The 26,719-nt window shown below is 38.2% G+C and carries 21 protein-coding genes; 15 read left to right on the top strand and 6 right to left on the bottom strand.

Translation table 11 applies throughout. The annotated features are described in order from the left end of the window. The 3 genes from AB5542_RS17920 to AB5542_RS17910 all read left to right on the top strand — a co-directional run. The coding region (locus tag AB5542_RS17920; RefSeq protein ID WP_368243298.1) for a RagB/SusD family nutrient uptake outer membrane protein at positions 1-1,252 on the top strand (1,252 nt) is incomplete at its 5' end. Positions 1,253-1,255: 3 nt separating this feature from the next. Beyond that, a complete protein-coding gene (locus tag AB5542_RS17915; RefSeq protein ID WP_279037965.1) occupies positions 1,256-1,966 on the top strand; it encodes a DUF4843 domain-containing protein in 711 nt (236 codons plus the stop codon). A gap of 10 nt (positions 1,967-1,976) precedes the next feature. Further along, positions 1,977-3,521 (top strand): PKD-like family lipoprotein, encoded by a 1,545-nt coding sequence (locus tag AB5542_RS17910; protein ID WP_279037966.1) that lies wholly within the window; start codon positions 1,977-1,979, stop codon positions 3,519-3,521. Between the two features lie 66 nt (positions 3,522-3,587). Here AB5542_RS17910 and AB5542_RS17905 read toward each other — a convergent pair whose 3' ends face one another. From AB5542_RS17905 to AB5542_RS17895, 3 genes are all read right to left on the bottom strand, one after another. Beyond that, positions 3,588-5,264 (bottom strand): AMP-binding protein, encoded by a 1,677-nt coding sequence (locus AB5542_RS17905; protein WP_279037967.1) that lies wholly within the window; start codon positions 5,262-5,264, stop codon positions 3,588-3,590. A gap of 231 nt (positions 5,265-5,495) precedes the next feature. Next, positions 5,496-6,959, bottom strand: coding sequence for an aminoacyl-histidine dipeptidase (locus AB5542_RS17900; RefSeq protein ID WP_279037969.1), 1,464 nt, complete (start codon positions 6,957-6,959; stop codon positions 5,496-5,498). A 256-nt stretch (positions 6,960-7,215) separates the two neighbouring features. Beyond that, positions 7,216-9,426, bottom strand: coding sequence for a S9 family peptidase (locus AB5542_RS17895; RefSeq protein WP_279037970.1), 2,211 nt, complete (start codon positions 9,424-9,426; stop codon positions 7,216-7,218). A 108-nt stretch (positions 9,427-9,534) separates the two neighbouring features. On the opposite strand from AB5542_RS17895, the gene tgt reads away from it, so the two are divergent. The 11 genes from tgt to AB5542_RS17840 all read left to right on the top strand — a co-directional run bounded on the left by tgt (position 9,535) and on the right by AB5542_RS17840 (position 22,583). Continuing rightward, complete coding sequence (gene tgt / locus AB5542_RS17890; RefSeq protein WP_087422417.1) at positions 9,535-10,665, top strand: tRNA guanosine(34) transglycosylase Tgt; 1,131 nt, start codon at positions 9,535-9,537, stop codon at positions 10,663-10,665. Between the two features lie 23 nt (positions 10,666-10,688). After that, positions 10,689-11,768 (top strand): LptF/LptG family permease, encoded by a 1,080-nt coding sequence (locus tag AB5542_RS17885; RefSeq protein ID WP_027199888.1) that lies wholly within the window; start codon positions 10,689-10,691, stop codon positions 11,766-11,768. Between the two features lie 142 nt (positions 11,769-11,910). After that, entirely contained in the window at positions 11,911-13,299 is a 1,389-nt protein-coding gene (locus AB5542_RS17880; protein WP_087422416.1) for a pseudouridine synthase, read from the top strand. A 96-nt stretch (positions 13,300-13,395) separates the two neighbouring features. Beyond that, a complete protein-coding gene (locus AB5542_RS17875) occupies positions 13,396-15,384 on the top strand; it encodes a polysaccharide biosynthesis protein (protein WP_229128231.1) in 1,989 nt (662 codons plus the stop codon). Next, positions 15,384-15,878 carry a UpxY family transcription antiterminator gene (locus tag AB5542_RS17870; RefSeq protein ID WP_270543771.1) on the top strand — a complete coding sequence of 165 codons (495 nt, stop codon included), beginning with the start codon at positions 15,384-15,386 and terminating at the stop codon, positions 15,876-15,878. The genes AB5542_RS17875 and AB5542_RS17870 overlap by 1 nt, the downstream gene beginning before the upstream one ends. Before the next feature lie 791 nt (positions 15,879-16,669). Then, entirely contained in the window at positions 16,670-17,632 is a 963-nt protein-coding gene (locus AB5542_RS17865; protein ID WP_087422414.1) for a hypothetical protein, read from the top strand. Then, the gene (locus AB5542_RS17860; RefSeq protein WP_087422413.1) at positions 17,629-18,750 is read left to right on the top strand and encodes an O-antigen ligase family protein; all 1,122 of its coding nucleotides are present in this window, start codon (positions 17,629-17,631) and stop codon (positions 18,748-18,750) included. Before AB5542_RS17865 ends, AB5542_RS17860 begins: the two co-directional genes overlap by 4 nt. Position 18,751: 1 nt before the next feature. Next, entirely contained in the window at positions 18,752-19,636 is an 885-nt protein-coding gene (locus AB5542_RS17855; protein WP_087422412.1) for a glycosyltransferase family 2 protein, read from the top strand. 4 nt (positions 19,637-19,640) lie between these two features. Next, positions 19,641-20,594 (top strand): glycosyltransferase family 2 protein, encoded by a 954-nt coding sequence (locus AB5542_RS17850; RefSeq protein WP_279037979.1) that lies wholly within the window; start codon positions 19,641-19,643, stop codon positions 20,592-20,594. A 56-nt stretch (positions 20,595-20,650) separates the two neighbouring features. Further along, on the top strand, positions 20,651-21,478 hold the full coding sequence (locus AB5542_RS17845) for a glycosyltransferase family 2 protein (protein WP_087422410.1): 828 nt from the start codon (positions 20,651-20,653) through the stop codon (positions 21,476-21,478). A 4-nt stretch (positions 21,479-21,482) separates the two neighbouring features. Further along, entirely contained in the window at positions 21,483-22,583 is a 1,101-nt protein-coding gene (locus AB5542_RS17840) for a glycosyltransferase (protein WP_087422409.1), read from the top strand. Here AB5542_RS17840 and AB5542_RS17835 read toward each other — a convergent pair. From AB5542_RS17835 to AB5542_RS17825, 3 genes are read right to left on the bottom strand one after another with little or no spacing between them, the layout of a single operon-like run. Continuing rightward, positions 22,562-23,104: an acyltransferase gene (locus tag AB5542_RS17835; RefSeq protein WP_087422408.1), complete on the bottom strand. Its 543-nt coding sequence runs from the start codon at positions 23,102-23,104 to the stop codon at positions 22,562-22,564. The genes AB5542_RS17840 and AB5542_RS17835 overlap by 22 nt on opposite strands. Further along, on the bottom strand, positions 23,101-24,078 hold the full coding sequence (locus tag AB5542_RS17830) for a glycosyltransferase family 2 protein (RefSeq protein WP_087422407.1): 978 nt from the start codon (positions 24,076-24,078) through the stop codon (positions 23,101-23,103). Before AB5542_RS17830 ends, AB5542_RS17835 begins: the two co-directional genes overlap by 4 nt. After that, entirely contained in the window at positions 24,075-25,496 is a 1,422-nt protein-coding gene (locus AB5542_RS17825; RefSeq protein ID WP_270543764.1) for a lipopolysaccharide biosynthesis protein, read from the bottom strand. The genes AB5542_RS17830 and AB5542_RS17825 overlap by 4 nt, the downstream gene beginning before the upstream one ends. A gap of 482 nt (positions 25,497-25,978) precedes the next feature. Between AB5542_RS17825 and AB5542_RS17820 the strand changes: the two genes are divergently transcribed. Next, positions 25,979-26,719, top strand: a 741-nt coding sequence (locus AB5542_RS17820) for an NAD-dependent epimerase/dehydratase family protein (protein ID WP_368243295.1), incomplete at its 3' end; no start/stop codon positions are given.

The raw sequence follows: 26,719 nt of genomic DNA, 5'->3' as shown, positions 1-26,719 counted from the left end.
TCTTTATGGAGGTAATTTGACGATGAGCTTTATGGATGTGCTGGCACAGTATTATAGCATAACGTCAGAGGAGAGTACCTATATGCCGATGACTATATATGATTACGGACATGCGGATGTTAAGCCTACTGTTTCACAGATTTGGTCTAATATGTACTCTATTATAGCTAATCTGAATAACTTATTGTGGAATATGGATCAACATAAAGAGTTATTCACGGCGGATAACTACAATATCATCAAGGGTGAGGCCTTGGGGTTACGGGCATATTTACATTTTGACTTGTTGCGGATGTATGCTCCTTCTTATGTACTGGGAGGAGATGCTTTGGCTATTCCCTATGTGAATGAAGTGACAAATGTACCTTTTGCTCAGAAGACCGTGAAGCAGGTTGCGGAAACTTGTATTCAGGATCTGTTGGAAGCAGAAGCATTGCTGAAAGAAACAGACCCAATAGGGCCAGCCTTTAAGAGTTATTCGGAAAATTACACTAATAGCGGGCAAGATAATGCCGAATACGATGAAGATGGCGGTTTCCTGCGTTATCGTCGGGAAAGGATGAATTATTATGCGGTGACAACTTCGTTGGCACGTATTTACTTGTTTTTGGAGAATAAGGGCGAGGCTTATAAATGGGCGGAATTAGCCGTAAATTCTGGTCGGTGTTCTTCAACGAGTTACATCTTCTCATTGTATTCAGATAAGCTTGCTGACTATTCTGACTATTATTTTAATCCCGGATTGGAAAAAGAGGAACAACTGATCATTCCAGAAGAGCGGAAGAACAGTATCTACGAAACAGATAAATACGGATCCATCGATAGCCGTTGGAAAGAGTGGTTTCACGAATACCCTAACAGTAGTACAGAATATATGGCCAAATATATGAAGGCTTCAGATGGTAAACGTCCTGTGAATGTTTCACTGATTGCTGGTTGTGAGGCTTATTACATAGCAGCAGAGGCTGCAACAGAGGAATCCGATGCGTTCTCGCACTTGAATCGGGTGCGGCAGAGTTTTGGTATCAGTGCTTCTTATAATCTAAAAGAAGGGGTAGATGATTTGGATGCTGAACTTTATGCTGAATACCGAAAATCGTTCGTGGGTGAGGGGCAATTATTTTATTATATGAAGCGGAAAAATTTCGCAAGTATAGAGGGTGTAGTGGATGGAAATTTTCCTAGTTTATACACATTCCCTCTGCCTGATACGGAAATTGAATTTGGAAATATTGTGAATAGAAACAAGTAAGATATGGTAAAGTTTTTCATAATAATTGGGTTACTACTTTTCTTGGGAAGCGGGTGTACAGACCAGGTAGAAGAAAGGTTTAATAACACGGCAACGACGATTTATTTCAATTTGTCGGGAGCCCAGGCAGATAGTATTGTTTATTCTTTCGCTAAGGTCGTGGAAAATTCTCATGTGATTGAAGTGCCAGTGGAGATAGCTGGATATCCTGCAGATTATGATCGGCATTTTCGGGTAGCGGTAGATGAAACGTTGTCAACAGCAAAGGTGGGTTTGCATTATGATGCATTGGAAGAGTCGTATGTGTTGCCCAAAGGTACATTTACTACTAAAGTCCCGGTTACAGTTTATAGTACGGATAAATTGCTGGATTCTGTTGCTGTAAGTATCGCTTTGCAAATAGTTGCAAATGATGAGTTTCCTAATGATTTTTCAAAACGCCAGCAAGCTTTAATTAAAGTGTCGAATATGTTGGAAAAGCCTGGGATGTGGGATTTGGTATATGGAAAGAAATATTTCGGTACTTGGAGCAAGACGAAATACAAATTGATATTACAAGTTTGTGGGGTTGAGGAGTTGCCTGCATATAACGGGCCTAATCGTTATCTTTTAAAAGGCTATGGTATGAAAATGCAGAATTATTTCAAGGAAAATTATCCTGTTTATGATGAAAATGGTCAGGTGATTGAATCTGATTGGGCTATAATTTTTTAAATATCCGACTATGAAGAAATATTTATTGTTGACGATAACTGTGTTGACTGCATTGTTGTGTACGTCCTGTATGGAAGAGCTCGGAACTTACAATTACATGGATACGAACGAGATAAAAATTGATTCCATTAAGGGGCAAAGCATAACTCAATATGATACATTGCGTATTGTACCGACTATTACTCAATCCAAGAATATTAGTGAGGAAAATCTTGAATACCTGTGGTATTGGTACAAGGCAGGAGCTGGTGAGAATGCAAAAATTGATACGTTGGGATTTGATCGAAATTTGAAATATTATGTAGCTGCAGGTCCCGGTCTGTATAGTGCGCGCTTGAAAATAACAGACAAGGAAACTGGATTGTTTGCTAGGAAAGAATTCGATATTACGGTAGATGCTGAAAATAGTGGACTTTTGATTTTGAGTGATTTGGATGGAAATGCAAATTTGTCGCTTTTGAATTCTTCCAAAATCTTCTCTCAAAATATCTACTATGCAGCTAACGGGGAATATGCCGGAACCCATCCTGTCGGGATAGCGGATATTGATCATTCTGATACAGATCTACATATGATTGTTATTTTGTGTGCAGATGATAAGGGTGGGGTTGTGACAGAGCCGACTAATTTTGTGAAAATCAGTGACTATTCTAGCCTTTTTTACGTGATGCCCAGCCCTATAGCTCCTGAAGCATACTGTGCCGTGGCGACTTTATATAACACGGGTATGGGAATCACTTATGATTTTATTATTAATAATGGTAAACTTCATTATAGAGATTTCCAGTATGCAGCGTATGAACCGTTGTTCAATCCTGAAGTATCGGGTGACTATAGTTTGGCTCCTTATGCAATTTTGAATAATAATACCCTTTTGTTCTATGATAATAAAAATTATCATTTTAATATCTTGAAATGTTCATATGGACAATTAAAGGAAACCAAACTGGATCCGGTTCCATTACCAGAAGGAACAGATACTGATGCACTTGCTTTTGATCCCCGTAATGTTGGTTTGGAATTGGTCTATGCGGCAAAAGGTTGGAAAAAAATGGATAACGATGCGGGGTATGCCTATGGAATTTTTAGGAAACCAGGTACTACGGATTTGGCAAATATGTATTGTCTCCGGTTTAATATTGGCTATAGCATGAGTATGGGAGGGGACTATTTTACTCCGTATTTCCAGCATACAGTTTCTGGTGCGACCGATTTGGATAAAGCCACGGCATTTGCCATGTCTCGGGAAGATCCTTATTTGTATTATGCTTATAAAAATAAGATATACAGTTATGACTTGGAGTTTGATAAAGGTAAGGTTATTTACGATACAGATACGGTTGTCGGTCCTGGTGCGAAGGTTGATTATTTATACTTCCGACCTGATAATGAGAGTTTCAATATGTGGGCGGCAACTTCAGTTGAGGGAAGCACTGAAAGAACTGGGAGTATCCATGTGTTAGGTTTGGGACGTAATGGAGATGTTATAAAGGTAGATACTGTTTATCGTAACGTTTGTGGTAAAGTGGTTGGGATGACTTTCAAAAATCGTTAATCCTAATGATGAGTCTGAAAAACTCTTATAGAAAAAAATCGGGTTTCTAAAAACCCGATTTTTTTATTATTTGCAATACAAGAAACGTTTGATCTTGTGAGTGGGTGTCTTTTCAAAAGGTTCATGTTGTACGAGTACAAGTTGTAGTTTTGAGAAGTTGTTCACCCGTGCGTTCACGTAATCCCGTAGCTCTTGTTTTTGTTCTTCAATGTAGTCGTTGATCTTTTCCTTGTAGTTTCCGGCTTGGTCTTTCAATTTCTGGTACTGTTTTTCAAGTTCTTCCATGTTAAAATGAACCATGGCAACCAGTTTACCGCTATTTTCCACTACGAGGGATTCGTTCACGAAACGGAAGTTGTTAATGATAGATTCGATTTCTTCCGGGTAGATGTTTTCTCCGGATGCACCGAGAATCATGGTTTTGATTCTTCCGCGGATAGCTAATCTATTCTTCTTGTCGAAAGAACCCAAGTCTCCGGTTTTAAACCAACCGTCTTCTGTGAAGGTTTCTGCGGTGAGTTCCGGACGTTTGTAGTATCCTTTCATCACGTTAGGACCTTTAATCCAGATTTCACCTTGTCCGCTCTTGTCGGGATTGTTGATTTTAATCTGTACACCTTCCATGACAGGACCTACTCCTTGAAGAAAGGTCTGTGACGGGTTGGAACCTGCAGCCATAGGAGCTGTTTCAGTAAGTCCGTAACCGATAGCATAGGGGAATTTAGCTTCCCGAAGGAATTGCTCTACGGTACCATCCAGTTTAGAACCACCGATTCCGAAGAATTTTAGTTCCCCACCAAAGGTTTCCATTAGTTTCTTTCCAGCCAATCGGTTGAATAATTTACGAGCCGGAGCGAATTGGTAGAGCTTGCTCATCAATTTCGAACTGGTGAATTTAGGCAACACTTGCGACTTGTAAATTTTCTCTATAATCAAGGGTACGGATAAAACTACCGTGGGACGGATTTTCTGCATTGCCGGAACAAGTAATTTGGGGGTCGGTACTCGATCCAGGTAATATACTTGTGCTCCGAACATCAAAGGTAACAAAAGTCCTAGTGTGTTTTCGTAAGTATGTGCCATGGGCAGAATACTTAGGAAACGGTAGGTTTCATCTACAGGTTGGATGGTACGACACTGACGAGCATCCCATACCAAGTTTTTGTGTGTTAAGACTACTCCTTTCGAGAATCCTGTTGTACCGGAGGTGTAAATGATTGATGCAATATCCTCTTCTTCTATCGAAACTTCGGGAAGAGGGGTTGTATTATTCAAATTAATATCCGGGACCAATTTATCCAAGTCTTCCGGTTGGTAGCATCCTTCCGGCATGGTGGCAAAGTTATTGATCAGGATTTTATGCTCAAGGAACGGTGTTGTTACTCCTTCCAAACATTTTGCCAGTAGGCGGGAAACGAAGATCACTTTTACCTCTGCATGTTCCAATATATTTTGGAGTTCTGTAGAACAGAATCCCGGTAAGATCGGTACGGCAATGGCTCCAATGTTTGCGATGGCAAATTGGGTGATTCCCCAGTTCGGCATATTCGCACTTAAAATGGCAACCTTGTCTCCTTTCTTTACACCTAGATGAAGTAAGTGGTTAGCAATAGATACAACTTCGTTATATAAATCTTGGTAAGTTCTTTTTCCGCTTGCGACAAAATTTAAAGATAAATTTTTTGAAAACTTGGAACAACTATTTTTCAAGAGTTCCGGTAGTGTCAATTTCTTTAAAGTCATGTTTTAATAATATGAATTTTCCATACAAAGATAATACAGAAAACAATACGATGTGGTTAAAATATTTAAAAATAGAGTAAATGGCTTGAAAGTGAGGGGAAAATTGAAACAATCTCTAGCGTTTTACGTACCGGCAAGGCCTGATTTATTTGAGGGTCCCGGCTTTTTATTCTTTTCGGGAAATGAGAAAAAAATAGACTCCGATAACGCCATCGGAGTCTATTTTTTTAATTATTTCGTAGGAATTGCAGCTAATGTAGCTTTCAAAAATTCCCAGAATTTACTTACAGATTCGATGTTCACTTTCTCGTCCGGAGAGTGAGGAGAACTGATGGTCGGTCCGAAAGAAATCATGTCCCAATGTGGGTAGGCAGAGCCTAGGATACCACATTCCAATCCGGCATGGATAGCCATGATCGCCGGTTTCTTACCGTATAATTTCATGTAAACTTCTTCCATTTCTTTACGGATAGCTGAATCCGGATTGGGTTTCCATCCCGGGTATTCTCCGGTAAAGTTGATCTTGCTTGCTTCTGCCAGTTCAAATACAGCTGCTACTACTTGAGCTAACGATGTTTTTGCGGTTTCAACAGAAGAACGCATTAACATGTAGATTTCGATCTTTCCTTCTCCACCTTTCACGATCGCCAAGTTGTTGGATGTTTCAACCGTGTCCGGCATGGAATCAATCATTCTCATGGCACCATTCGGGCAAGCCTTGATGGCATTTATCAGGTTATATTGTACTTTTACCGGCATCACGTTTTGTGGAAGAGCTGTTTCTTCTGCAAAGAAAGTGAGATTCGGTTCTTTAGCGCTTAATTCAGCTTTAAATATTCCCTCGTATTCTTTTACTTTAGCTAGGAATTTGTCTGCATTGGCAGCCGGAACAGTTATGATTCCGAAAGCTTCACGCGGGATCGCGTTTCTCATGTTTCCTCCGGATACGGAAGAAAGACGAAGGTCTAATTCTTTGCTGACTGCTTTCAAGAAACGGAAATATAATTTGTTGGCGTTTCCTCTACCCAAGTTGATGTCCATTCCGGAGTGACCTCCTTTTAATCCTTTCAATGATAATTGGAATGCTTTGTGTCCTGCGGGAACGGCTTCGGGAGTGTAGTCGAACGCAATCTCTCCATCAATACCTCCGGCGCAACCAACATACAATTCGCCTTCTGTTTCAGAGTCAAGATTTAACAAGATGTCTCCTTTTAACCAGTTGTGGCGGATGCCGTTTGCTCCATCCATTCCGGTTTCTTCGGTAGCCGTGATTAACACTTCAACCGGACCGTGAGGAATATCTTTTGATAATAGAATAGCCATCCCGGTGGCAACACCGATACCGTTGTCTGCTCCAAGAGTGGTACCGTCAGCGGTTACCCATTCCCCGTCGATATATGCTTCAATAGGATCTTTGGTGAAGTCGTGTTGTTTGTCTTCATTTTTTTGAGGAACCATGTCTAGGTGACCTTGCAGGATAACTCCTTTGCGGTTTTCCATTCCCGGGGTTGCCGGTTTGCTCAATAATATATTGTTAGCCTCGTCCATTTCAGCATGGATTCCGTTTTCTTTTGCCCAATTCATAACGAATTCTCTGGCTTTTTCTTCATGGTTTGACGGACGTGGAACTTGAGTTAGTTTATAAAAGTTTTCCCAGATGGCTTTGGGTTCTAACGTACAGATACATTTACTCATAACGTTTTTATTTTTAAATTTATGATTTAAGATTTCAGTTTGGTTATCCCGAAGATAATTACGCTGAGATCATGTTTATTTCTATCGTTTGCAAGATATAAAAAAAACAGATAAGTTGTGATCGAATCACAACTTATCTGTTTTTTTTGTTTCAGGTTGGTGAGTTACAAGTTACAGGTTCTTGACGTGCAAGCGTTGACGCTAAACCTGTAACTTGTAACCTGCCAACCTGTAACTTGAATCAACATTTGAAATTTTATTTCAAATGTTGATTCAAGTAGTTCACAAATTTAGTGTATAACTGTAACCGGGTGTAACCGCCGTATATGCTATGGTTACGGTTGGTGTAAATCTGCATGTCGAATTGTTTATTTGCCTGTACAAGAGCCTCGGATAATTCGTAGGTGTTTTGCACGTGTACGTTATCGTCAGCAGTTCCGTGGCATAACAATAAGTTTCCTTTTAAATGTTTTACCCAGTTGATCGGGGAGTTGTCATTGTAGCCGGAAGGATTATCCTGCGGGCGTCTCATGAAGCGTTCTGTGTAGATGGAATCGTAGAATCCCCAGTGAGTAACGGGAGCAACGGCGATAGCCGTGGAGAACACGTCGTTCCCTTTCATAAGGCAAAGTGATGACATGAATCCGCCAAAGCTCCAACCCCAGATACCTACTTTTTGTGCATCAATGTAAGATTGTCCGGCAAGCCATTTTGCGGCGGCGATCATATCGTCACTTTCGATTTTTCCGAGTTGCATATAGGTACATTTGCGGAATTCTTCCCCTCTGGCAGCCGTTCCGCGAGGATCGATGCAAGCCACGATATAACCTTCTTGTGCTAGGTATTGTGTCCAATCCATACCCCAGCTATTGCTTACTTGCTGAGAGTTCGGCCCACTGTATTGGATGATTAATAACGGGTAAGCTTTTGATGCATCAAAATTCACGGGTTTCATGAGCCATGCATTTAGCATGGTGGTTCCGTCTGCTGCCGGGATTTGTATGAATTCTTTTTTGGCAACATTGTAATCTGTCAGTTTCGTTTTCAACGCGGCATTGTCTTCCAGCGTGCGGACTGCTTTACCGTTTGCCGCGTACAGGGTATACACGTGAGGCATATCCGCGTTAGATACTATATTAATATAGTATTTGAATGATTTACTGAATTCTGCTTCATTCCATCCTTTTGTCGGGGTGAGTTTCTTCTTCTTACCCTTTAAGTCAATAGAGTAGATATATTTTTCCAAAGGTGATTCTTCGTGAGAGGCGTAGTAATAAAGTTTTTTTACCGGATCGTACCCGTAGAAATCAACCACGTCGTATTTACCGGAAGTGATCGGCTGAATTTCTTTACCGCTCATGGCATACAAGTAAAGGTGAGAATAACCACTTTTTTCACTACTCATGATGAAATGTTGCCCGTCTTCCATGAAGATCAAGTTGTCCAAGTTGCTTTCCGCGATATAATATTTATTTTCTTCCCGGTAAAGCACGGTTGTACTTCCCACGCGGGCATTGGCCAACAGGATTTCCAGTTGATTCTGGAAACGGTTCAGTTTCATGATAGCTAATCTTTTCGGATCTTTTGTCCATTTGATACGGGGTATATAAATATCTGTCTCTTCACCAATATTCATTGGGGTGGTGACACGATCTTTAATGTCGTAAACGTGGACGCTCACGATGGAATTGGTTTCCCCGGCTTTCGGGTATTTATAGGAATAGTTTGAGGGATAAAGGGCATTTTGTTCGTATGCCGGATATTGTCCTCTGAACATATTCATGTGGTAAGTCTTCACGGCTGATTCGTCAAATTTGATGAACGCGAGGGCAGATCCGTCGGGGGCCCACTCGAAGGCTTTGTTGAATCCGAATTCCTCTTCATATACCCAGTCGGGGGCTCCGTTAATGATTTCATTAAATTTCCCATCAAAGGTGATTTGAATTTCGGAACCGAAACGTAAGTCCGCGATAAAGATGTTGTTGTCTCTCACGAATGCCACTTTCGTTCCGGTAGGAGAGAAGGTTGCCAAACGTTGAGAGCCACCTTCCGATAAAGGTTTTAATTCCTTATTTTTAAAATCGAACACGAAGTAGTCTGCCGTGAATGAACGACGGTAGATCGGATTTATATTCGTGCAAATCAGAATCCGGTCTTCTTCCGGGCTGAATTCGTAATCTTGGATAGTCTGAACAGCTTTGTACTTGGGATCGTTCAAGTCTAGTAAAGTGCTTACGGCTTTCCCGGTTTTGTAACTATACATGACCAGCTTTTTGCCTTTGTCTTCCAACACGGTATAGTGTTCCCCGTCATTTAGCGAACGGAGGCCTGAAACACCTTGTGTCCTGAACGTGTAGGTCAAGTTAAAATCTTCCAGAGTGAATTTTTTGCCCTTGTTTTGAGCGTTTCCGGGTAGGGCAAACCCCACGATAAACATACATACAATTAACTTGTAAAACATCCTCATGACAATTATTTTTTGTTTTTTTAATTTGGACCAAAGATATAAATAATTTTAGATTTATGATTTTAGATTTAATTATTCCTATCTTTGTGCGCTCAAAATCATGATTAGATGAAATATACCCTTTTAGCGAAAGACAAAAACAGTGATGCACGATGTGGTGTGTTAACCACGGATCATGGGAATATTGAAACTCCGATCTTTATGCCTGTGGGTACGGTGGGAACCGTGAAAGCCGTGCATGCGAGAGAGTTGAAGGAAGATATTAAGGCCCAGATCATTTTGGGCAACACGTATCATTTGTATTTGCGGCCGGGTACAGAGGTGTTGGAAGAAGCAGGGGGACTACATAAATTTAATTCATGGGATCGTCCGATCCTCACGGATAGTGGCGGTTTTCAAGTTTTTTCTTTAGGTGATTGTCGGAAAATCACGGAAGAAGGGGTCGTGTTCCGTTCTCATATTGATGGTTCGAAACATCTGTTTACTCCTGAAAATGTCATGGATATTCAGCGTAAGATAGGGGCTGATATAATCATGGCATTTGATGAATGTCCCCCGGGGCAGAGTGAATACGGTTATGCGAAGAATTCTTTGGAGCTGACCCAGCGTTGGTTGGAACGATGCGTGAAACGACTTGACTCCACGGAGCCATTGTACGGTTATCACCAGTCGCTTTTTCCGATCGTGCAAGGATGTACTTTCCGGGATTTGCGGGAAAAGGCAGCGGAACACGCTGTTGCTCTTGATCGAGAGGGATATGCAATCGGGGGATTAGCTGTTGGGGAAGAGGCTGAGGTCATGTACGAGATGATTCAAGTCGTAAACCGGATTTTGCCGCAGGATAAGCCCCGTTACCTGATGGGGGTCGGGACCCCGGAGAATATTTTGGAGGCAATCTCTTTAGGTGTGGATATGTTTGATTGCGTGATGCCGACCCGAAACGGGAGAAATGGTATGCTGTTTACCACGGAGGGCGTGATCAATATAAAGAACAAGAAGTGGGAGAAGGATTGCAGTCGTATTGATCCGGCCGGGTTGAGTTTTGTAGATGATGATTACTCGAAAGCGTATTTGCGCCATTTAATCAAGGCGGATGAAATTTTAGGGCTACAAATTTGCTCGATCCATAATTTGTCGTTTTATTTGTGGTTAGTACGTGAAGCTCGTAAACATATACTGGAAGGAGATTTCGTGACGTGGAAAGAGAGTACGATAAAGAAAGTTACAAGAAGATTATAGTGCTGAGAAGCAACTAGCGTAAAATGAAAAAATTAGACTTATATATTATCCGGAAGTTCCTAGGTACCTTTTTCTTTTCGATGGTACTGATCTTGAGTATTGTCGTGGTTTTCGACCTTTCGGAGAGATTGGAGAAATTTATCGAGAACGAGGCTCCCGTGAAGGCGATCATATTTGATTATTACCTGAATTTCGTGCCTTATTTCGCGAACGTGTTTTCCTCTTTGTTTACTTTTATTTCTGTTATTTTCTTCACGTCAAAGATGGCTTATAATAGTGAGATTATTGCTATTTTAAGTACGGGTATCAGTTTCCGGAGAATGGTCCGGCCATACATGATATCGGCCGGGGTGATTGCCTGTTTATCACTTCTTTTGAGTGCTTTTATTATTCCGAATGCCAACAAGAAGCGGATCGAGTTCTCCGAGCAATATATTTGGAAAAAGTATAGCAACAAGGAAGAGAATATTCACCGGCAGATTGCACCGGGTGTTTTTATCTATATGTCGAGTTTTAACGTGTATTCCAGCCGGGGTAATGATTTTACCTACGAGGTATTTCGGGAGGATACGCTGGTTAGTAAGTTGACGGCAAAATCTATTTCATGGAATAAAGAACTTGAGAAGTGGCGGATTAACAACTGGACGCTACGGGAATTTGACGGGATCAAGGAGACTTACACGACAGGACAAACTATTGACACGCTATTAAATTTTAGTGCGGCGGAATTCTCCGAGGACCCCAAGAAAATTAAGGAGCGCTTGACATTACCGGAACTGGATGAATACATCGCTCGGCAAAAATTGCGGGGAAGTAGTAACGTGGTTGAGTTCCAGATTGAGAAGTACAAGATGTTTTCGGGCGCTTTCGCTACATTTATATTGACGTTAATCGGGGTATGTATCGCTTCCCGTAAGATTCGGGGAGGAATGGGGTTCCATTTGGGATTGGGATTGTTAATCAGTTTCTCGTACATATTATTTATGCAATTTTCCACGGTTTTTGCAACCAATGGAGGCATGAGTCCGTTATTAGCGGTATGGATACCGAATATGTTATTTGCTGTGGTGGCGTTATTTGTATACCGGGCGGCACCGAAATAATTGAAAGTTGAAAATGTAGAATTGAGAATGAATAATTAAGAAGGTATGAAAAATGAGTGCATATCTTCAATCAATAGAATAGGCCGATGAGGGCTATAAGCAAGAATCATAAATTTAAAATCAAAAATTTATACGTAAGTATATGAATAGGGAGACTAAAAGACCTAGAATTACAAGGCCGATCGAGAATCGTGATGAGAATCGTCGGAGCAGAACACCGCGTTTCGAAAACCGTGAAGGTGGAGAAAGCGAAACAAGAAGACCTAACCGTTTCAACACGGACAGACCGAGACGGGAACAAGGACACGGGTATATCCGTGATTTGAACAAAGAACGGGAGAGAGAGCGTAACGAGGGTACGGGAGATCGAGATAACGGGAATCGTTATTACCGGGATTCAGATCGAAACCGTGAAAGAGGGGATCGGGAGAATAATCGTTACGAGAATCGGGATAATAGAAGATCATACGAGAGAGGTAACAGGGATAACAATCGTTTTTCCGATCGTGGAGAGCGTCGTGAAAGGCGGCCTCAAGATCGGGATGAAAATGCAGAAAGAAGAGATAATCGTTATCAAAACAGGGATCGTAATGATCGACGTGAGGAAGGACGTCGGGAAAGAGGTTCCCGTGAGGAAGGAGGACGTGGAGAAGGGTATCGTGGCGATCGTCGGGATCGCAGAGAGGGGGATGATCGTCGGGATCGTTATTCTGATCGTCCGGCGAGAAAAGTGTTTACCCGTCGGGCAGATGGGGATGGCGCTCCCAAAAGTGTGTATAGTAAGAAAAAACAAATTGAATATCGCAAGAAGAACGAGGGGCAGGAGACAGAATTACGCTTGAACCGTTATATCGCTAAAGGCGGGGTGTGTTCACGTCGTGATGCTGATGTGTTGATTGCAGCCGGTCGGGTGAAAGTAAACGGGGAAGTCGTGCAACAAGTCGGGGTAAAAGTAAAACGTACGGATCGAGTGGAGGTTGATGATCAAGTGATTACTCCCGAGCGTAAAGTGTACTTGGTGTTGAATAAGCCGAAAGATTACGTGACGACAGTGGAAGATCCTTTGGAACGTAGAACCGTGATGACCTTGATCGAGGGAGCTTGTAAAGAGCGCGTGTACCCGATTGGACGACTTGACCGTCAGACCACGGGAGTGTTGCTTTTCACGAATGATGGCGATTTAGCCAAGAAATTGACACACCCGAAGTATAACCAGAAAAAGATATACCACGTGTTCTTGGACAAGGTGGTTCAAACGGGCGACTTGGAGGCTATTCGTAAGGGAATCGACTTGGAGGATGGCTTTATCCAGGCGGATGACGTGAGAGTGGCGGAAGATGATCGTACACAGGTGGGGATTGAAATTCATTCCGGTAGAAATCGTATCGTCCGGAGGATTTTCGAGCATTTGGGGTACCAGATTCTTCGTTTGGACCGTGTCTTTTTTGCTGGGATCACGAAGAAAAATCTGCCCAGGGGTCACTGGCGTTTCCTAACTGAAGATGAGGTTAATATTTTAAAGGCCTACTAAAAAATTTTTTTTTTAATATTATTACTATTACCTTTGCGGGTGTCCACCTTTTAGGAGGTTTATCCCGTGAAGGTTTTATTTTTATATTAAAAAATTATGGTTGCACTTATCACAAATGGTCTGAATAGAATGAGGACATTGCGTTCATTCTCATACACTCCTCGATGGATTGTATTTTTGATCGACGTGGCTCTTGCTATTATGGCAGTTAGCGTTGCCTATCTGATTTGGGTCAATTTCCAGATTGACCGGATGAGATTGGATTTTGTCTTGACCGGGGCCCTTGTTATTGTGGGTATCCGGGTGATCAGTTTCTTGTTGGGACATACTTATTCCGGAATAGTACGTTTCACGGGAACGGAGGATGCTTTGCGCATCTACTACGTGTTGACGGCAGGGGAGATTGCCCTTCTTTTGGGTAGTGGCGTGTTTTTCCTGTTGTATGATTATCTTTTTATACCGGTTTCCGTTTTACTCACGGAGTACGTTCTTCTGACCAGTTTGATGGTTATGAGTCGGGTGATCGTGAAGAAAGTCTTCGCACAGTATATTGGTGCAGAGCGTACTAAAAAGAATGTAATTATATGTGGTAGCGATGAATACGGTATCATGGCGAAACATGCCATGGATAACGTGGAGGATGCCACGTATAATATTCTTGCTTTTGTTGATGTGAATGATCGGAAAGCGGGAAAGATTATCGAGGGGGTCAAGATCTATAAGATGTCGTCTTTACCCGGTTTGTTGAAACGTAACCGGGTGGACAAGGTGGTTATCGCCAAAAAGATGATTTCTCCGGATAAAAAACGGGAAATTGTCGAGATCTGCTTGGCCGCTGATGTGAACGTACTCGAAGTACCTCGTTTTGAAAGTTGGATTAACGGGGAGTTAAGTATGCGGCATATCCGGAATATCAAGATCGAAGATTTGTTGGAGAGGGACGTGATTCACATGGAGGAGACCAATCTTCGGAAACAATTATTGAATAAAGTGGTTTTGGTGACCGGGGCGGCTGGTTCTATCGGGAGTGAAATCGTGCGGCAGTTGACGCATTTTAATCCTTCTTTGATCGTTTTGTTTGATCAGGCCGAATCTCCGCTTTATGATATTGAGCTGGAACTGAAGGAAGAGTGTGGTTTCACGGATTATAAAATTGAGATCGGGGATGTACGTGATGCGAGCCGGGTGGAAGGAATCTTTAAAACATATCATCCCAATATCGTGTATCATGCGGCTGCTTATAAGCACGTTCCCATGATGGAAAAACACCCGATTGAAGGTGTGAAAACTAATATTTTCGGAACGAAAAATGTTGCCGATTGTGCTGTGAAGTATGATTGCCAGCGTTTCGTGATGATCTCTACCGATAAAGCGGTGAACCCGACGAATGTTATGGGTGCAAGTAAGCGTATAGCGGAAATTTACACGCAATCATTGAATCGCATCGCAAATACTCGTTTTATTACTACTCGTTTTGGGAACGTTTTGGGATCGAATGGTTCAGTGATCCCTCGTTTCAAGAAACAGATAGAGGCGGGTGGCCCGATAACGGTTACTCACCCGGAAATAACTCGTTTTTTCATGACTATTCCCGAGGCATGTCAGCTCGTTTTGCAAGCGGGGGCGTTGGGAAATGGCGGTGAAATATTTGTTTTTGACATGGGTAAGAGCGTTAAGATTGTCGATCTGGCTCGTAAGATGATTAAACTTTCCGGTTATGAAGTTGGGAAAGATATTCATATCGTTTTTACCGGTTTGAGACCGGGAGAGAAATTGTACGAGGAGGTGCTTAACGTGAAGGAGACGACTTTGCCGACCGTGCATGAGCGAATAAAGATTGCCAAAGTACGTGAATATAATTATAGTGAAGTTACGGATGCGATAAAGGCTCTTGATATAGCTTTGCAGACAAAAGATAATTTTGCCGTGGTGAAACAAATGAAATGTATCGTACCTGAGTTTAAATCGAAAAATTCAACCTATGAATCTATTGATTTCCAGATGGAAGAGGAAGGTGTAGAACATCATATGGAAGAGGTTTTAAATAAAATTCAGGTAGCCGAAAATTTAGAAGTCAGAGAGTAATGGAGAAGACGAATTGGTATGCAGTTTTCACTGCTGCTCGGGCGGAAAAACGAGTGAAGGAGCGTTTGGAACAAGCAGGAATCGAGAATTATTTACCTGTGCGGGGGGGCGAGTTTGTGAGGGATGGACTGGTGAAAAGGTTAGAAGTCCCTGTGATTACGGGGTGTATTTTTGTCCGTGTTTCTGAAATGAATTTACCTTCCGTGTTATCAATTGGGGGCGTGATTGCGTTGTTAAAAGAGAAACAGGGCCCGGTTGTGATTTCGGACGAACAGTTGGATAGTTTGCGGATTTTGAATGAACGGGCGGAGATGATTGAAGTTGTGAATGGGAAAATTCCGGTAGGATCTGGTGTACGTGTGATTCAAGGTGAATTAACCGGGGTACAGGGAGAGTTGGTCGAGGTAGCTGGTGGCCATCGGATTATGGTTCATGTTCCTTGTTTGATAGGTGTTTGTGCAAATGTTTCATTAGATTGCGTAAAGGCGTTGTAATTATTCGGATTTATTATTTTTCTCGGAAAAGTGTAATTATTTGGCTTGTAAAATATACGAAAAGTGTGTTTTTGATGTAGCACTCTGTTACGTGGGATGCTGAAAAGCACGTTTCCAATTTCTTGGGATTGTGTCGAAATCAAGTATAATAAGTATTTGAAGAGAAGTTATATCGTCAGAAACTTTTTATAGGGGCGAAATGTATACCTCTGCGTAGAACTAGGTTTATAATGAGAACCTGTCGAGAAGCTGGGGAAATCCTAAGGAAATAATCCCCCTTTTTCAGAGATTACTCGAAGTTTATTCGAAGCTCATTCATTCCGTAATATTTGAGCTACGAGGGATCTTCGAGTAATCTCTGAATGAGAGGGATTATTTGGGTAGGATTACTTCTTCATTTGGGTTGAATTTGTGTTACATGATATTTTCTCAGCTGTAATTTTATTTGTTATGCTTGTTCCTAGAGTAATAATACCTTAATTCTATGGTTTAACTATTTCTTGGGTCTTACTGGTCGCTTTCTCTTATGTTATGTTCCCGTCATGTGGCGGTGGGATAACGATTTTGGATGTGGGAAGATTTAGAAAATCTGCATGAGCCTCATGGTCACTTGTGATGACGATGATTGAATTATCGTATAAATAGTTTCGTGATTAATTGTTTGCTTTAAACTACTTATTGTTGTAACTTCGCAAACAAAATATTTGTTTTTATCTATTAATCTATATGGTTGTTTAATAGTAGTTTATTCCGTGAAAAATGTAAATAAAAGAATATTTAATTGAATTCTGATGAATAGAGAACAAAAATTAAAAGGGATAGATCCCTTGATAATGTTTGAACAGGTTTGGACAAATAAGAAAAAGTTATTGTTAATTATTTGTATAGGGGTTGTTGTTGGATTAATTGTGTCTTGGAGTATTCCAACTGCGTATACTACAACGATAAAGATAGTTCCAGATCAGTCTACTATTGATAATAGTAATTTTATTTCGGATATTGTTAAAAGTAAACCGTTCCTATTAAACTTTTGGAGTTTAGAAGTTTCTAAGCTAGATAAAAGTAAAATTTTATTGCGAAATTATATATTGAATGAATATAAGTTCCCTTGGTGGCGAGATATTATAGAGCTACCTGCTACGATACAAAAATGGAGGTATGGAAAGCCTATTTTTCTTGATACTGTAAATTTATTTCAACTAGCACCAGAACAAGCTACATTTGTAGGGAGAATGAATAAGGACATAAAAGTCCAAATGGATAAACGCAATGGTGTGATGAATTTGATTGTGAGGATGCAAGATCCTATGGTTTCTGCGTTAGTAGCAAATGAAATCCTGAAAAAAATGCAAACATTGGTGGCAGAGAAAAAGACATATAAAGCTAATGTTGATGTGAAATTTTATGAGAATCTATTGAATAACGCTCGGCTTAATTATGAAAAAAAGCAGGAAGATTTAAGTAAATATATAGCTTCTCATAGAGAAAGTGTTTCTAGTGTTTCAACGATGGAGCAATTTCGATTGAAACAAGACGTAGAATTGGTTTATAAGCCATACGCATCGATGATTGAGGAATTGGATAAAGCAAAAATGAAAGTTCAAGAAGAAACGCCTACGTTTGCTATAATAGAACCAGCTTCTGTTCCTTCATATCCAAGCGAACCTAGAACATTATTAATTATTTTAGGAAGTGTTTTTTTATTCGGATTTTTTGGAATAATAGGACTTTTGGTTAGGGGAATGTTTAAATGAGAAACTTGATTTCTTTTAATGGACTTTATAATATATTTTTTGTGCTAGGTTTTTTCTCATTAACCTATGCGATGAATTTATATATCGTTTTTGCTTGTGCTATATTATTTTGTCTTTTTCTAGGATCAGATGTGAGGCATCGAAAAGGGTTTTATGTGTATTTAGTAAGTGTTGGTGTCTTAACTACTTTTTATTTGCTTATTCATGATGGAGGGGCAGCTTATAGGATATTTAAAACATTAACATTGATCTGGTTAACGCTTTATATACCTTTAGTAAATGACTTACGGATAACGAAATTACTTCATTGTTTCCTTCTTTTTAATGCAGCATTAATTTATATTGATGTGGTATTATATAATACCTTGGGATTGTCATTGACAACAGGCGTTGAAACGCATGGTTTCATGCGTTTTTCTGGAGTAATAGAAGATTCTAATTTTTTTTCTTATCTGTTATTTGTTTATATTTATTATTTGAAAGTAAAAACTGGGCATTTCAATTATTTTTTGATAGGGGCAGTTTTACTTTCTTTTTCTCTTTCTTTAATAATAACGATGTTTGGTGTCATTATACTTTTTCATGTAAAAAAATTGTGGGTATTGCCAAATAGGAATGTGAAGGTTTTAGGTGGAATGGTTTTAGTTGGAGTGTTTGTTATATATTATGGGATGTTATTTGTCTTGACAACTTTACGTGATGTTGATACTTCTAATGATTATATAGCAGAAAAACTTGTTTCTTTGTCCTTACGATTTGAAAGTCAATTGGAGGCTTTCGATGCTTTAGAATTGAATGATGATTATTGTTGGGGATTGGGAGCAGGAAAGACTCGTGAAATAACGACAGAAGGAATGAATTTGCATAATTCTTATCTCCAAATCTTATTAGAGATGGGGATCGTTTGTTTGTTAATCGTTTTCGCTTGTGCATTTTATTGTTATTATTTTCTAGATAAAAATTTTGTACTACTATTTGTTGCAATATTTTTATTGGGAAATGTTTTAGAAATATTCTATTTCCCATTATTATCTTTTATTTTATTTTTGTCCTATGTTTATAGGCAAGAGAAAGTAGCAAGCAAGTTAGATGTAAGTGATAATATTGTAAGTTGTTGAAATGAATGTTAGTTTGATACTTTGCACAAGAAATCGTCGAGATATACTTATTCATAATCTGGAACTTTTTATAGACCAGTTTAATATAGGAGATGAAATTATAATTGTTGATAGTAGTGATAGACCTAGAGCAATAGGACGAGAGGATTTTGGAGAGGTGAAACCTAATATTCGTTATTTTCATACTTTACCAGGGTTGCCTTTACAACGAAATTATGGAATTGCTAAAGCTACATGTGATTTGGTAATGTTTTTAGATGATGATATATATCTTTTTCCTGCCTCTTTAGAAAAAATGAGACTTTTTTTTATGAAACGTCCTGAAATTGATGCAATTACAGGGGCTTTGTCTGAAAGAGTACTGCCTTCCACTTTTACAAGAAGATTGCAATATGTTTTTGGAAAGTTGTTTTTTACCTCCTATTTTGGAAAAATGTCTTTGACTTTGGGTGGGTTACCTATTTTAGCTTTAGATTCATATAAGGAACATCCTGCATCTTTTTTGAGAGGAGGTTTTTCTGTGTATAGAAGATATGTTTTTGCAGATATCTGTTATGATGAATATTTTAAGGATTATGCTTATCTTGAAGATACAGACTTCTCTCATCAATTTAATAAAAAATTTAAAGCGTGCTTTTTTGATGGTTTTAAGGGGTTTCATGCTCATGTATCAACGATACAAAAAGATCAAAGTAATTATCGTAGACAATATGTAGTTAATTACGTTCATATATATCGAAAACATAGATTGGGATCATCTTTGAAAATGAATTGGGTTTTATTAGGATTACTTTTATTGAACCTTATCAAGAGTTGTTTGGAGAAAAATTTCTCTTTTTTTAAAGGGACATTGGCAGGAATTGAGCAGGTTTATAAAAATAAATAACACAATGGATAAAATATCTGTAATTATTCCAGTTTATAATATAGCTTCGTATTTGCAGCGTTGTCTAAATTCTGTTATATCACAGACTTATAAAAATTTGGAAATTATTGTTGTAAATGATGGAAGTCTTGATAATTCATTAGAGATATTAGAAGAATATGCGATAAGAGATGAAAGAGTTGTTGTTCTTAATAAGGAGAATGGTGGCGTAACCTCTTGTCGTAGAGAAGGACTTGCGAATGCCCAGGGAAAATATATATTTTTTTTAGATGGAGATGATTGGTTGGAGAGTGAGAGTTTAGAACGGTTATATTTGCTTGGAAAACAGCAAGATGCAGATATTATTGTGGGAAACGCTTATTATAGTACTGATAACGAGGACATAGAAATGTTTTCAACTAATTTTGATGTTCTTTCTTCAAAGGAGTTTATTCATAGTTTGGCAATAGGAAAGCAACCATGGTGCTTGTGGATGAAGTTAATAAAAAAATCAATATGTCATAAGATGGTCATTCCTGATGGTTTGAGTATGGCAGAGGATATGTTGGGTGTGCTACAATTATCATTTTATGCTCGAGTAATAGCGAAAAGTAGTTATTATGGATATCACTACTATCAACGTCAGGGTGCTGCAACAAAAACTCCAACGAAAAAGCATGCGATGGATGCGTTATTGGCCGCAAAGTATATATCAGATTTTTTTAAAGCAAGGAATGTTTATAGTGATTATTTTGATGATATTGCAATTATTAATTTGAGATGTTTATTGACTTGTTGCAACCAAGGGGGAGTAGATAGAGAAGAAAGCTTGGTAAAACAAATATATAGTGATTTTTACCGGACAAAATATTTGAAATTTCTTATTTGGCAGCATAGGTTGATTTTAGCAGGTTTTAAGAGGGGGATAAATTTTTATAGGATATTATTTTTTATTCGTCGCTTGCATATTGGTTTTTGAGAAAAATCAAAAATGTGATTTGCTTTATGTTTGATTTAATACGATGAGAAATATTTATGAATGATTTATTAGTAACGGCCACGATTGTAACATATAAGGAAAGAGAAGACGTATTAAAGAAAGCTATTGATAGTTTTTTAAATACAACTTTGAATGTTAAACTCTATATTGTAGATAACTCTCCAACAGATGATTTAAGAGTATTATGTGAAAATATTCCTCGACTTGAATACATTTTTAATAATGCTAATATAGGTTTTGGAGCCGCTCATAATATTATTATGAGGGAAGAGATAAGATTAGGTAGATATCATTTAGTATTGAATCCAGATATTAGTTTTGAGGCTGGCACCATAGAACGGTTGGTGCAATTTATGGATCAGAATAAAGATGTAGGTATTTGTATGCCTAAAGTTCTTTATCCGGATGGTAGTTTGCAATATTTGTGTAAATTGTTACCGACACCAATTAATTGGATTGCACGTAGCCTTATTCCTATTGATAGGGTGAAAAAAAAGTTAGATTATGATTTTGAAATGCGTTTTACTGATTATAATTCTATAATGGAAGTCCCTTATCTTTCTGGATGTTTCCTTTTTATTCCTCGGCATGTAATAACTGAAATTGGGGTATTTGATGAAGGAATCTTTATGTATGGTGAGGATACTGATTTGTGTCGTCGTATAGGGCGAAAGTATAAAACTATGTTTTATCCCAAGGCGTTTGTATATCATCATTTCAGAAAAGGATCCCATAAGAATTTGCGTTTATTTAAAATCCATGTAAAAGCTGCTATTTATTATTTTAATAAGTGGGGATGGTTTTATGATACAGAGCGAAGAAAGATAAATAATCGTATAAAGAGTTTGTACATAACAAAGTAGTGATATGAGAATTTTTTATATCGTAGGGAAAATGGATCAAGATTTTGGTGGAGGTGTGATTAATCATCGAAATTTAGAGTTATTAAGAGCTACTTGTTGTGATGTTGAAGTTTTTCAGTTTGAACAGTATAAAGTACCTTTTTGGCAGCGTTTAAAAGAACGAGTTCATGGAGTTAATGGGGGGGTGTCGAGGCTGAATATAGAAGAAATTATTATTCATTTGAGGGAACATCCAGTGGATTTGGTATTTATAGCACATTCGTTGTATGGATGTATTGTGAAACGGGTGAAAGATGAGTTCCCGCAATTACCTATTGTAACTTTTTTGCACAATGTTGAGGTAAGGTATGCTTGGGAGATGTTTAAAAATAATGTAAAGAGTATGGGAAATTTATTAAACATCTTTTTTGTTTATAGAGCAGAAAAACTAGCAGTAAAGTATAGTGATTATTTAATAGCATTGAATAATAGAGATGCTAAACAAATATTAGATATATATAAAAAGGATGTAACAGCTTTATTACCAACTTCATTTAGTGATTCGGGAGAGGCGAAGAAGGAAGAGGGTTTAGATGAGCTTAAGTATCTTTTTGTAGGGAGTGATTTTTTTGCAAATATTCAAGGGATCACGTGGTTTGTACAAGAAGTAATGCCGTATGTAGATGGGAAATTGTTCATTGTAGGGAAAGGTATGGAAAAGGCTGTATCTCATTTGATTTCGGATCGAGTACAAGTGATTGGCTATGTTCAAAGTTTGAAAGAATGGTATGCTAAAGTGGATATAGTAGTTTGCCCTTTATTTTTAGGTAGTGGAATGAAGACAAAAACAGCAGAGGCTATGATGTATGGGAAAGCTATTGTTGGAACACCTGAGGCTTTTGAGGGGTATGATATTGACACCCGTCAAGTTGGAGGATGTAGTGTATCGGCTCAAGATATGATTACAATTCTTAATGATTTAGGACATAATAAAGAACGCTTATTAGAATGTCAGAGATATGCTCGTGAAATGTTTCTAAAAAATTATTCAATGACTGCTTCTATGGTGGAAATGAGGCTATTTTTAGAAAAAGTAATATGTTGTCATTCAAATAATGGTCGATAATATAATTCATATTTCAGTTGGTTGTTGCGTTGGCCAATTATTTTTGCTGGAATTCCTCCGGCTATTACACGTGGGGGAATATCTTTTGTAACGACAGAACCACATGCAATGACGGCTCCTTGTCCGATTGTTACTCCAGGAAGAATTGTTACACGTGAAGCGATCCATACATGATCTTCTATTGTGACCTCACCACATTTAAGTCCATGTAGATCATCGTGTACATCGTGTTCCATTGTCCAAATGTTTACTTCTCTAGCAATATCGACGTTGTTACCAATCGTTAAGTTACCGCCCCGACCATCCATGAATACATTTTTATTAATAACACAATGTTCTCCGATGGAGATGTGTGATCCTGCTATACATTCAAAACCTCTAAATATTGAAGTTTTTTTCCCGATCTTTTTTAATAATAATCTTAAAATTGCATGTCTAATGGCAAAAGATGGGATTTGCATTATTAATGGTAATATATTGTATGTAAGTTGGTATAGAATATATTTTAAATATTTAATCATGATGGTTTTATGATTTCTTTTAAATTGTGTAATATCCGAAGTGTTTTTAGACTGGTTTTGGCAAGTCGAGGGTACTTATAAAGATGACGGATTATATTGTCTTCTTTACTTAAATTTAGATGTCGGGTATTTTTTATTAGTTCTGTTATGTAAGTATCTTTAGTATCTAATTTTTTATTTGTTAAATATAATGTTTTTATTACTGCATAGCGATGATAAAATAGGGCTTCCTTTATTTCTTTTGAGTTGAGTATGGAGTCTAAGGTTGCAACTAAATATTTTTCAAATTGTTTTTCATATTGTAATGTTGGAATGAACGTGTTCATGCAAGACCCTGGACGGTCGAAATAATTATAAACAATAGATGTGGTTACTGCTATTTGTTTTGCTTTATTACCTAATCTGACATTCATTATATAATCTTCTCCTCGAACGATATCTCGAGGAAGATCAAAAATACTATTGTCGAATAATTTCCTCTTATACAAGCTTCCCCAAGGACCTCGAAGTTTCCAATTTTTTAGACATTCACAAATGAAATCTGTTGATTGAAGTTGTATCAGATCCTGTTGAATGGAACATTGTGAAGAACTTGCATCTATATTATGAATTTTCCGATGGTCTCCCTTTAACATATCACAATTACCGACCATGTGTAGCATTTGAGAGAGAGCATCTAAAGGCATCGTATCATCTGAGTCTACGAAACAAATCCATTCTCCCTGTGCATTTTCTGTACCAGTTTTACGGGCAAAGGTTACTCCATTATTCGAGGTGTGAAATACTCGAATTCTTGAGTCTTCTGAAGCGTATTTGTCACAAATGTTACCTGATCCATCTAAACTTCCATCGTCAACGAGAAGAATTTCAATATCGGAGAATGTTTGATTTATTAAACTATTAATACAAGTCGCTAGGTAAAGTTCTACATTATAAACTGGTACAATAATCGATATATGTGGGGTCTTTATCATTTCTTTAATTTGAGTTTCATTATGATCGTGTATATTTTTTGTTTGATAAATATTCTTTCATGTTTTTGGCATCCAATATAATATGTTACTATTAATACTGAAAATGCCGATGTGAAACACACCATAATGAAAGAATACCAATTATTGGGCATACAAATATATATAATGAATGGAATAATAGGAGATAGGATAAGCACTTTTGTGATAGGAAATAGAACATTTTTAATGTAATCGTGAATTTTCATGTTAATCATGGGAAGAACAATTTTCATTCTTGCAAATTGTGTACAAATCTCAATGCCAATGTGAACAATAAAAACAGCTTCTGGGGGAACATTGCAAAATTTTAGTAATAAATACGATATTGGTACGATTGTTAGAAGCATGCTACCTTCAACTAACTGGAATGTTTTTAATTTACCTGTGGCATGAACGGATATGATGAGTGGGTTGGCTAAAGCCGTGAGCATACTTGAACACAAAATTAATCTTAGAAAAATGACTGTGTATTCTGGAACAATATTCAACCATAATTTTAATATGGTTTGTGCTTCGAAGATTATTGGCATTGAAAGCAATAGAAGTAGGAGAAATGAAAATTTAGAACTAATAATTAATAGTTTATGCATGTACTCAAAATCTGACTGTGCATACGATTTTGTTAATTGAGGGTTTAGGGCTACTTGAAAATTATTACAAAAATTTTGAATAACTGTTTGTACTTGTACAGCAATTCCCCTTGCAGCGTTGATTGCGGGGCCAAAAAATAAATTTAATAAAATATTTAATCCCTGAGTGTAACCGATTACGGCCAAATTACCGTTTATTGTCCAGCCTACGAAAATAAAAATATCTTTAAATAAGGATTGATCCCAGGTAAATTTGAATTTGCATGCTTTAAAGCGAGTGGATGTATACCAACGGTATACGAAAACATCAAAAATTTGTATCGCAAGTATAAGTAATGCGTAAATTTTAAGTTTGTCAAAAGGAAGAATCACTAATAAATAGACAATACCTAATTTGAGCATTACATCCATGATCGAGATATATGCATATACATTCATTTTTTCATGAGCTATAATTGTAGCGTTGTAAGGAACGCTAATTATAGATAGCATTGTGCTTAAAATAGAACATTGGAATACCCATATGGCAGAATTCAATCTGTTTTCAGGAATTTTGAGTTCATGAAGTAAAAACCATGAGCCAACAGTTTCTCCTAAGATCGCAATAAGTAAGGCAATAAATATGTGAATCGTCATAACACAACTAAAAGTCTTTCTTAGACTTTCTGGGGTTCCTATCGCTAATTCATAAGTAATATATCGTGATGAAGCTGCACTTAATGAGCCGTTTATGAAACTGAGCATTGCAACCACGCCTCCTACGACATTGTAAATGCCAAAATCTTCCACTCCTAATGTATTCAAGACAACACGCGATGTATATAAACTTACGAGCATTGTAAAAATCATTCGAAAGTAAAGTATTAGCGTGTTTCTTGTAATACGTTGACTATGTTCTTGTATCATTGATAGTTTTTCGATATAGATTAACTCGACAAAAATACATATAAGTTTATACATATAGAAAAAGGAGGTAATCTTTATTTAATTGCGTTCCAATTTTGTTAAGAGTTTGTTAAAAACAAAAAAACATCATTTTGTGACGCAACCATTGATGTACTTTTGCATCTTGATTAAAAACAACACACACAACACTATTATTAATTATATGAGAACGAATAAAACATCTGAGGTCTATACGACGTAAAAGGGGGAGCAAGATAAGAGGGAGAGAGCGTATCCTGTTTATAAACACGCTAATATGAGATAGATAATGATGCTCATGTATGTGGGCAAGTTGGAGGTTTATGCCGTTTTAAATGGATCAAGGAATGAAAAGAATATTGATTATTGGAGGAGATAGTTTTATTGCCGGGCAATTTATAAAGAAATATGTATCAACGGATTCTATCACGTGTTACAGTCGCAGGCCGACCGGGTACGAGAAAGAGATTGTTGTGAAAGCATTTCGAGATATGCCTGTTGAAGCATTTTCAGGGTTTGATGCGGTAATAAATTTTGCAGCTATCGTACATCGTCCGGAAGTGAAAGACCAAGAGCTTTATGATGATGTGAATTATCGGATGGCTTGTTTATTAGCTCAAAAAGCAAAACAGGCAGGGGTACGTCAGTTCGTGCAGATGAGTACGATTGCCGTGTTCGGTAGTGCCAGTCGAATTTCAGAGACAACACCGGAAAGACCACAGACTTATTACGGGAGTTCTAAGCTTAAAGCAGATAAAGAGTTAGTGGCAATGAGTGACCGGGAATTTAAGGCCGCAATTATTCGTCCGCCAATGGCATACGGGGGTGGAATGGCTCCGGGTAATATGTTGCGTTTGATTCGTTTGGTAAATAAACATATTCCGCTGCCTTTCGGTTCAGCCCGGAATAGTCGTGATTTTATTAATGTAAAAAATTTGGTTGAGTTTATTCATTTAGCCGTGGAGAAAGAGGTTGAGGGTGTATTCTATCCGACGGATAAAGTTCCTTATTCTACGCGTAACGTGGTCGAGGAAATTTCTCGTCAATTGGGAGTACACACGATAAATCTACCTTCTCCATCCATATTC

Origin of the sequence: Butyricimonas sp. RTP31003st1_G1_RTP31003_210430, assembly GCF_040920905.1 — a bacterium.
GTDB lineage: Bacteria > Bacteroidota > Bacteroidia > Bacteroidales > Marinifilaceae > Butyricimonas > Butyricimonas paravirosa.
The sequence above is the reverse complement of the archived record's forward strand: the minus strand, read 5'-3'. Positions and strand labels throughout refer to the sequence as shown.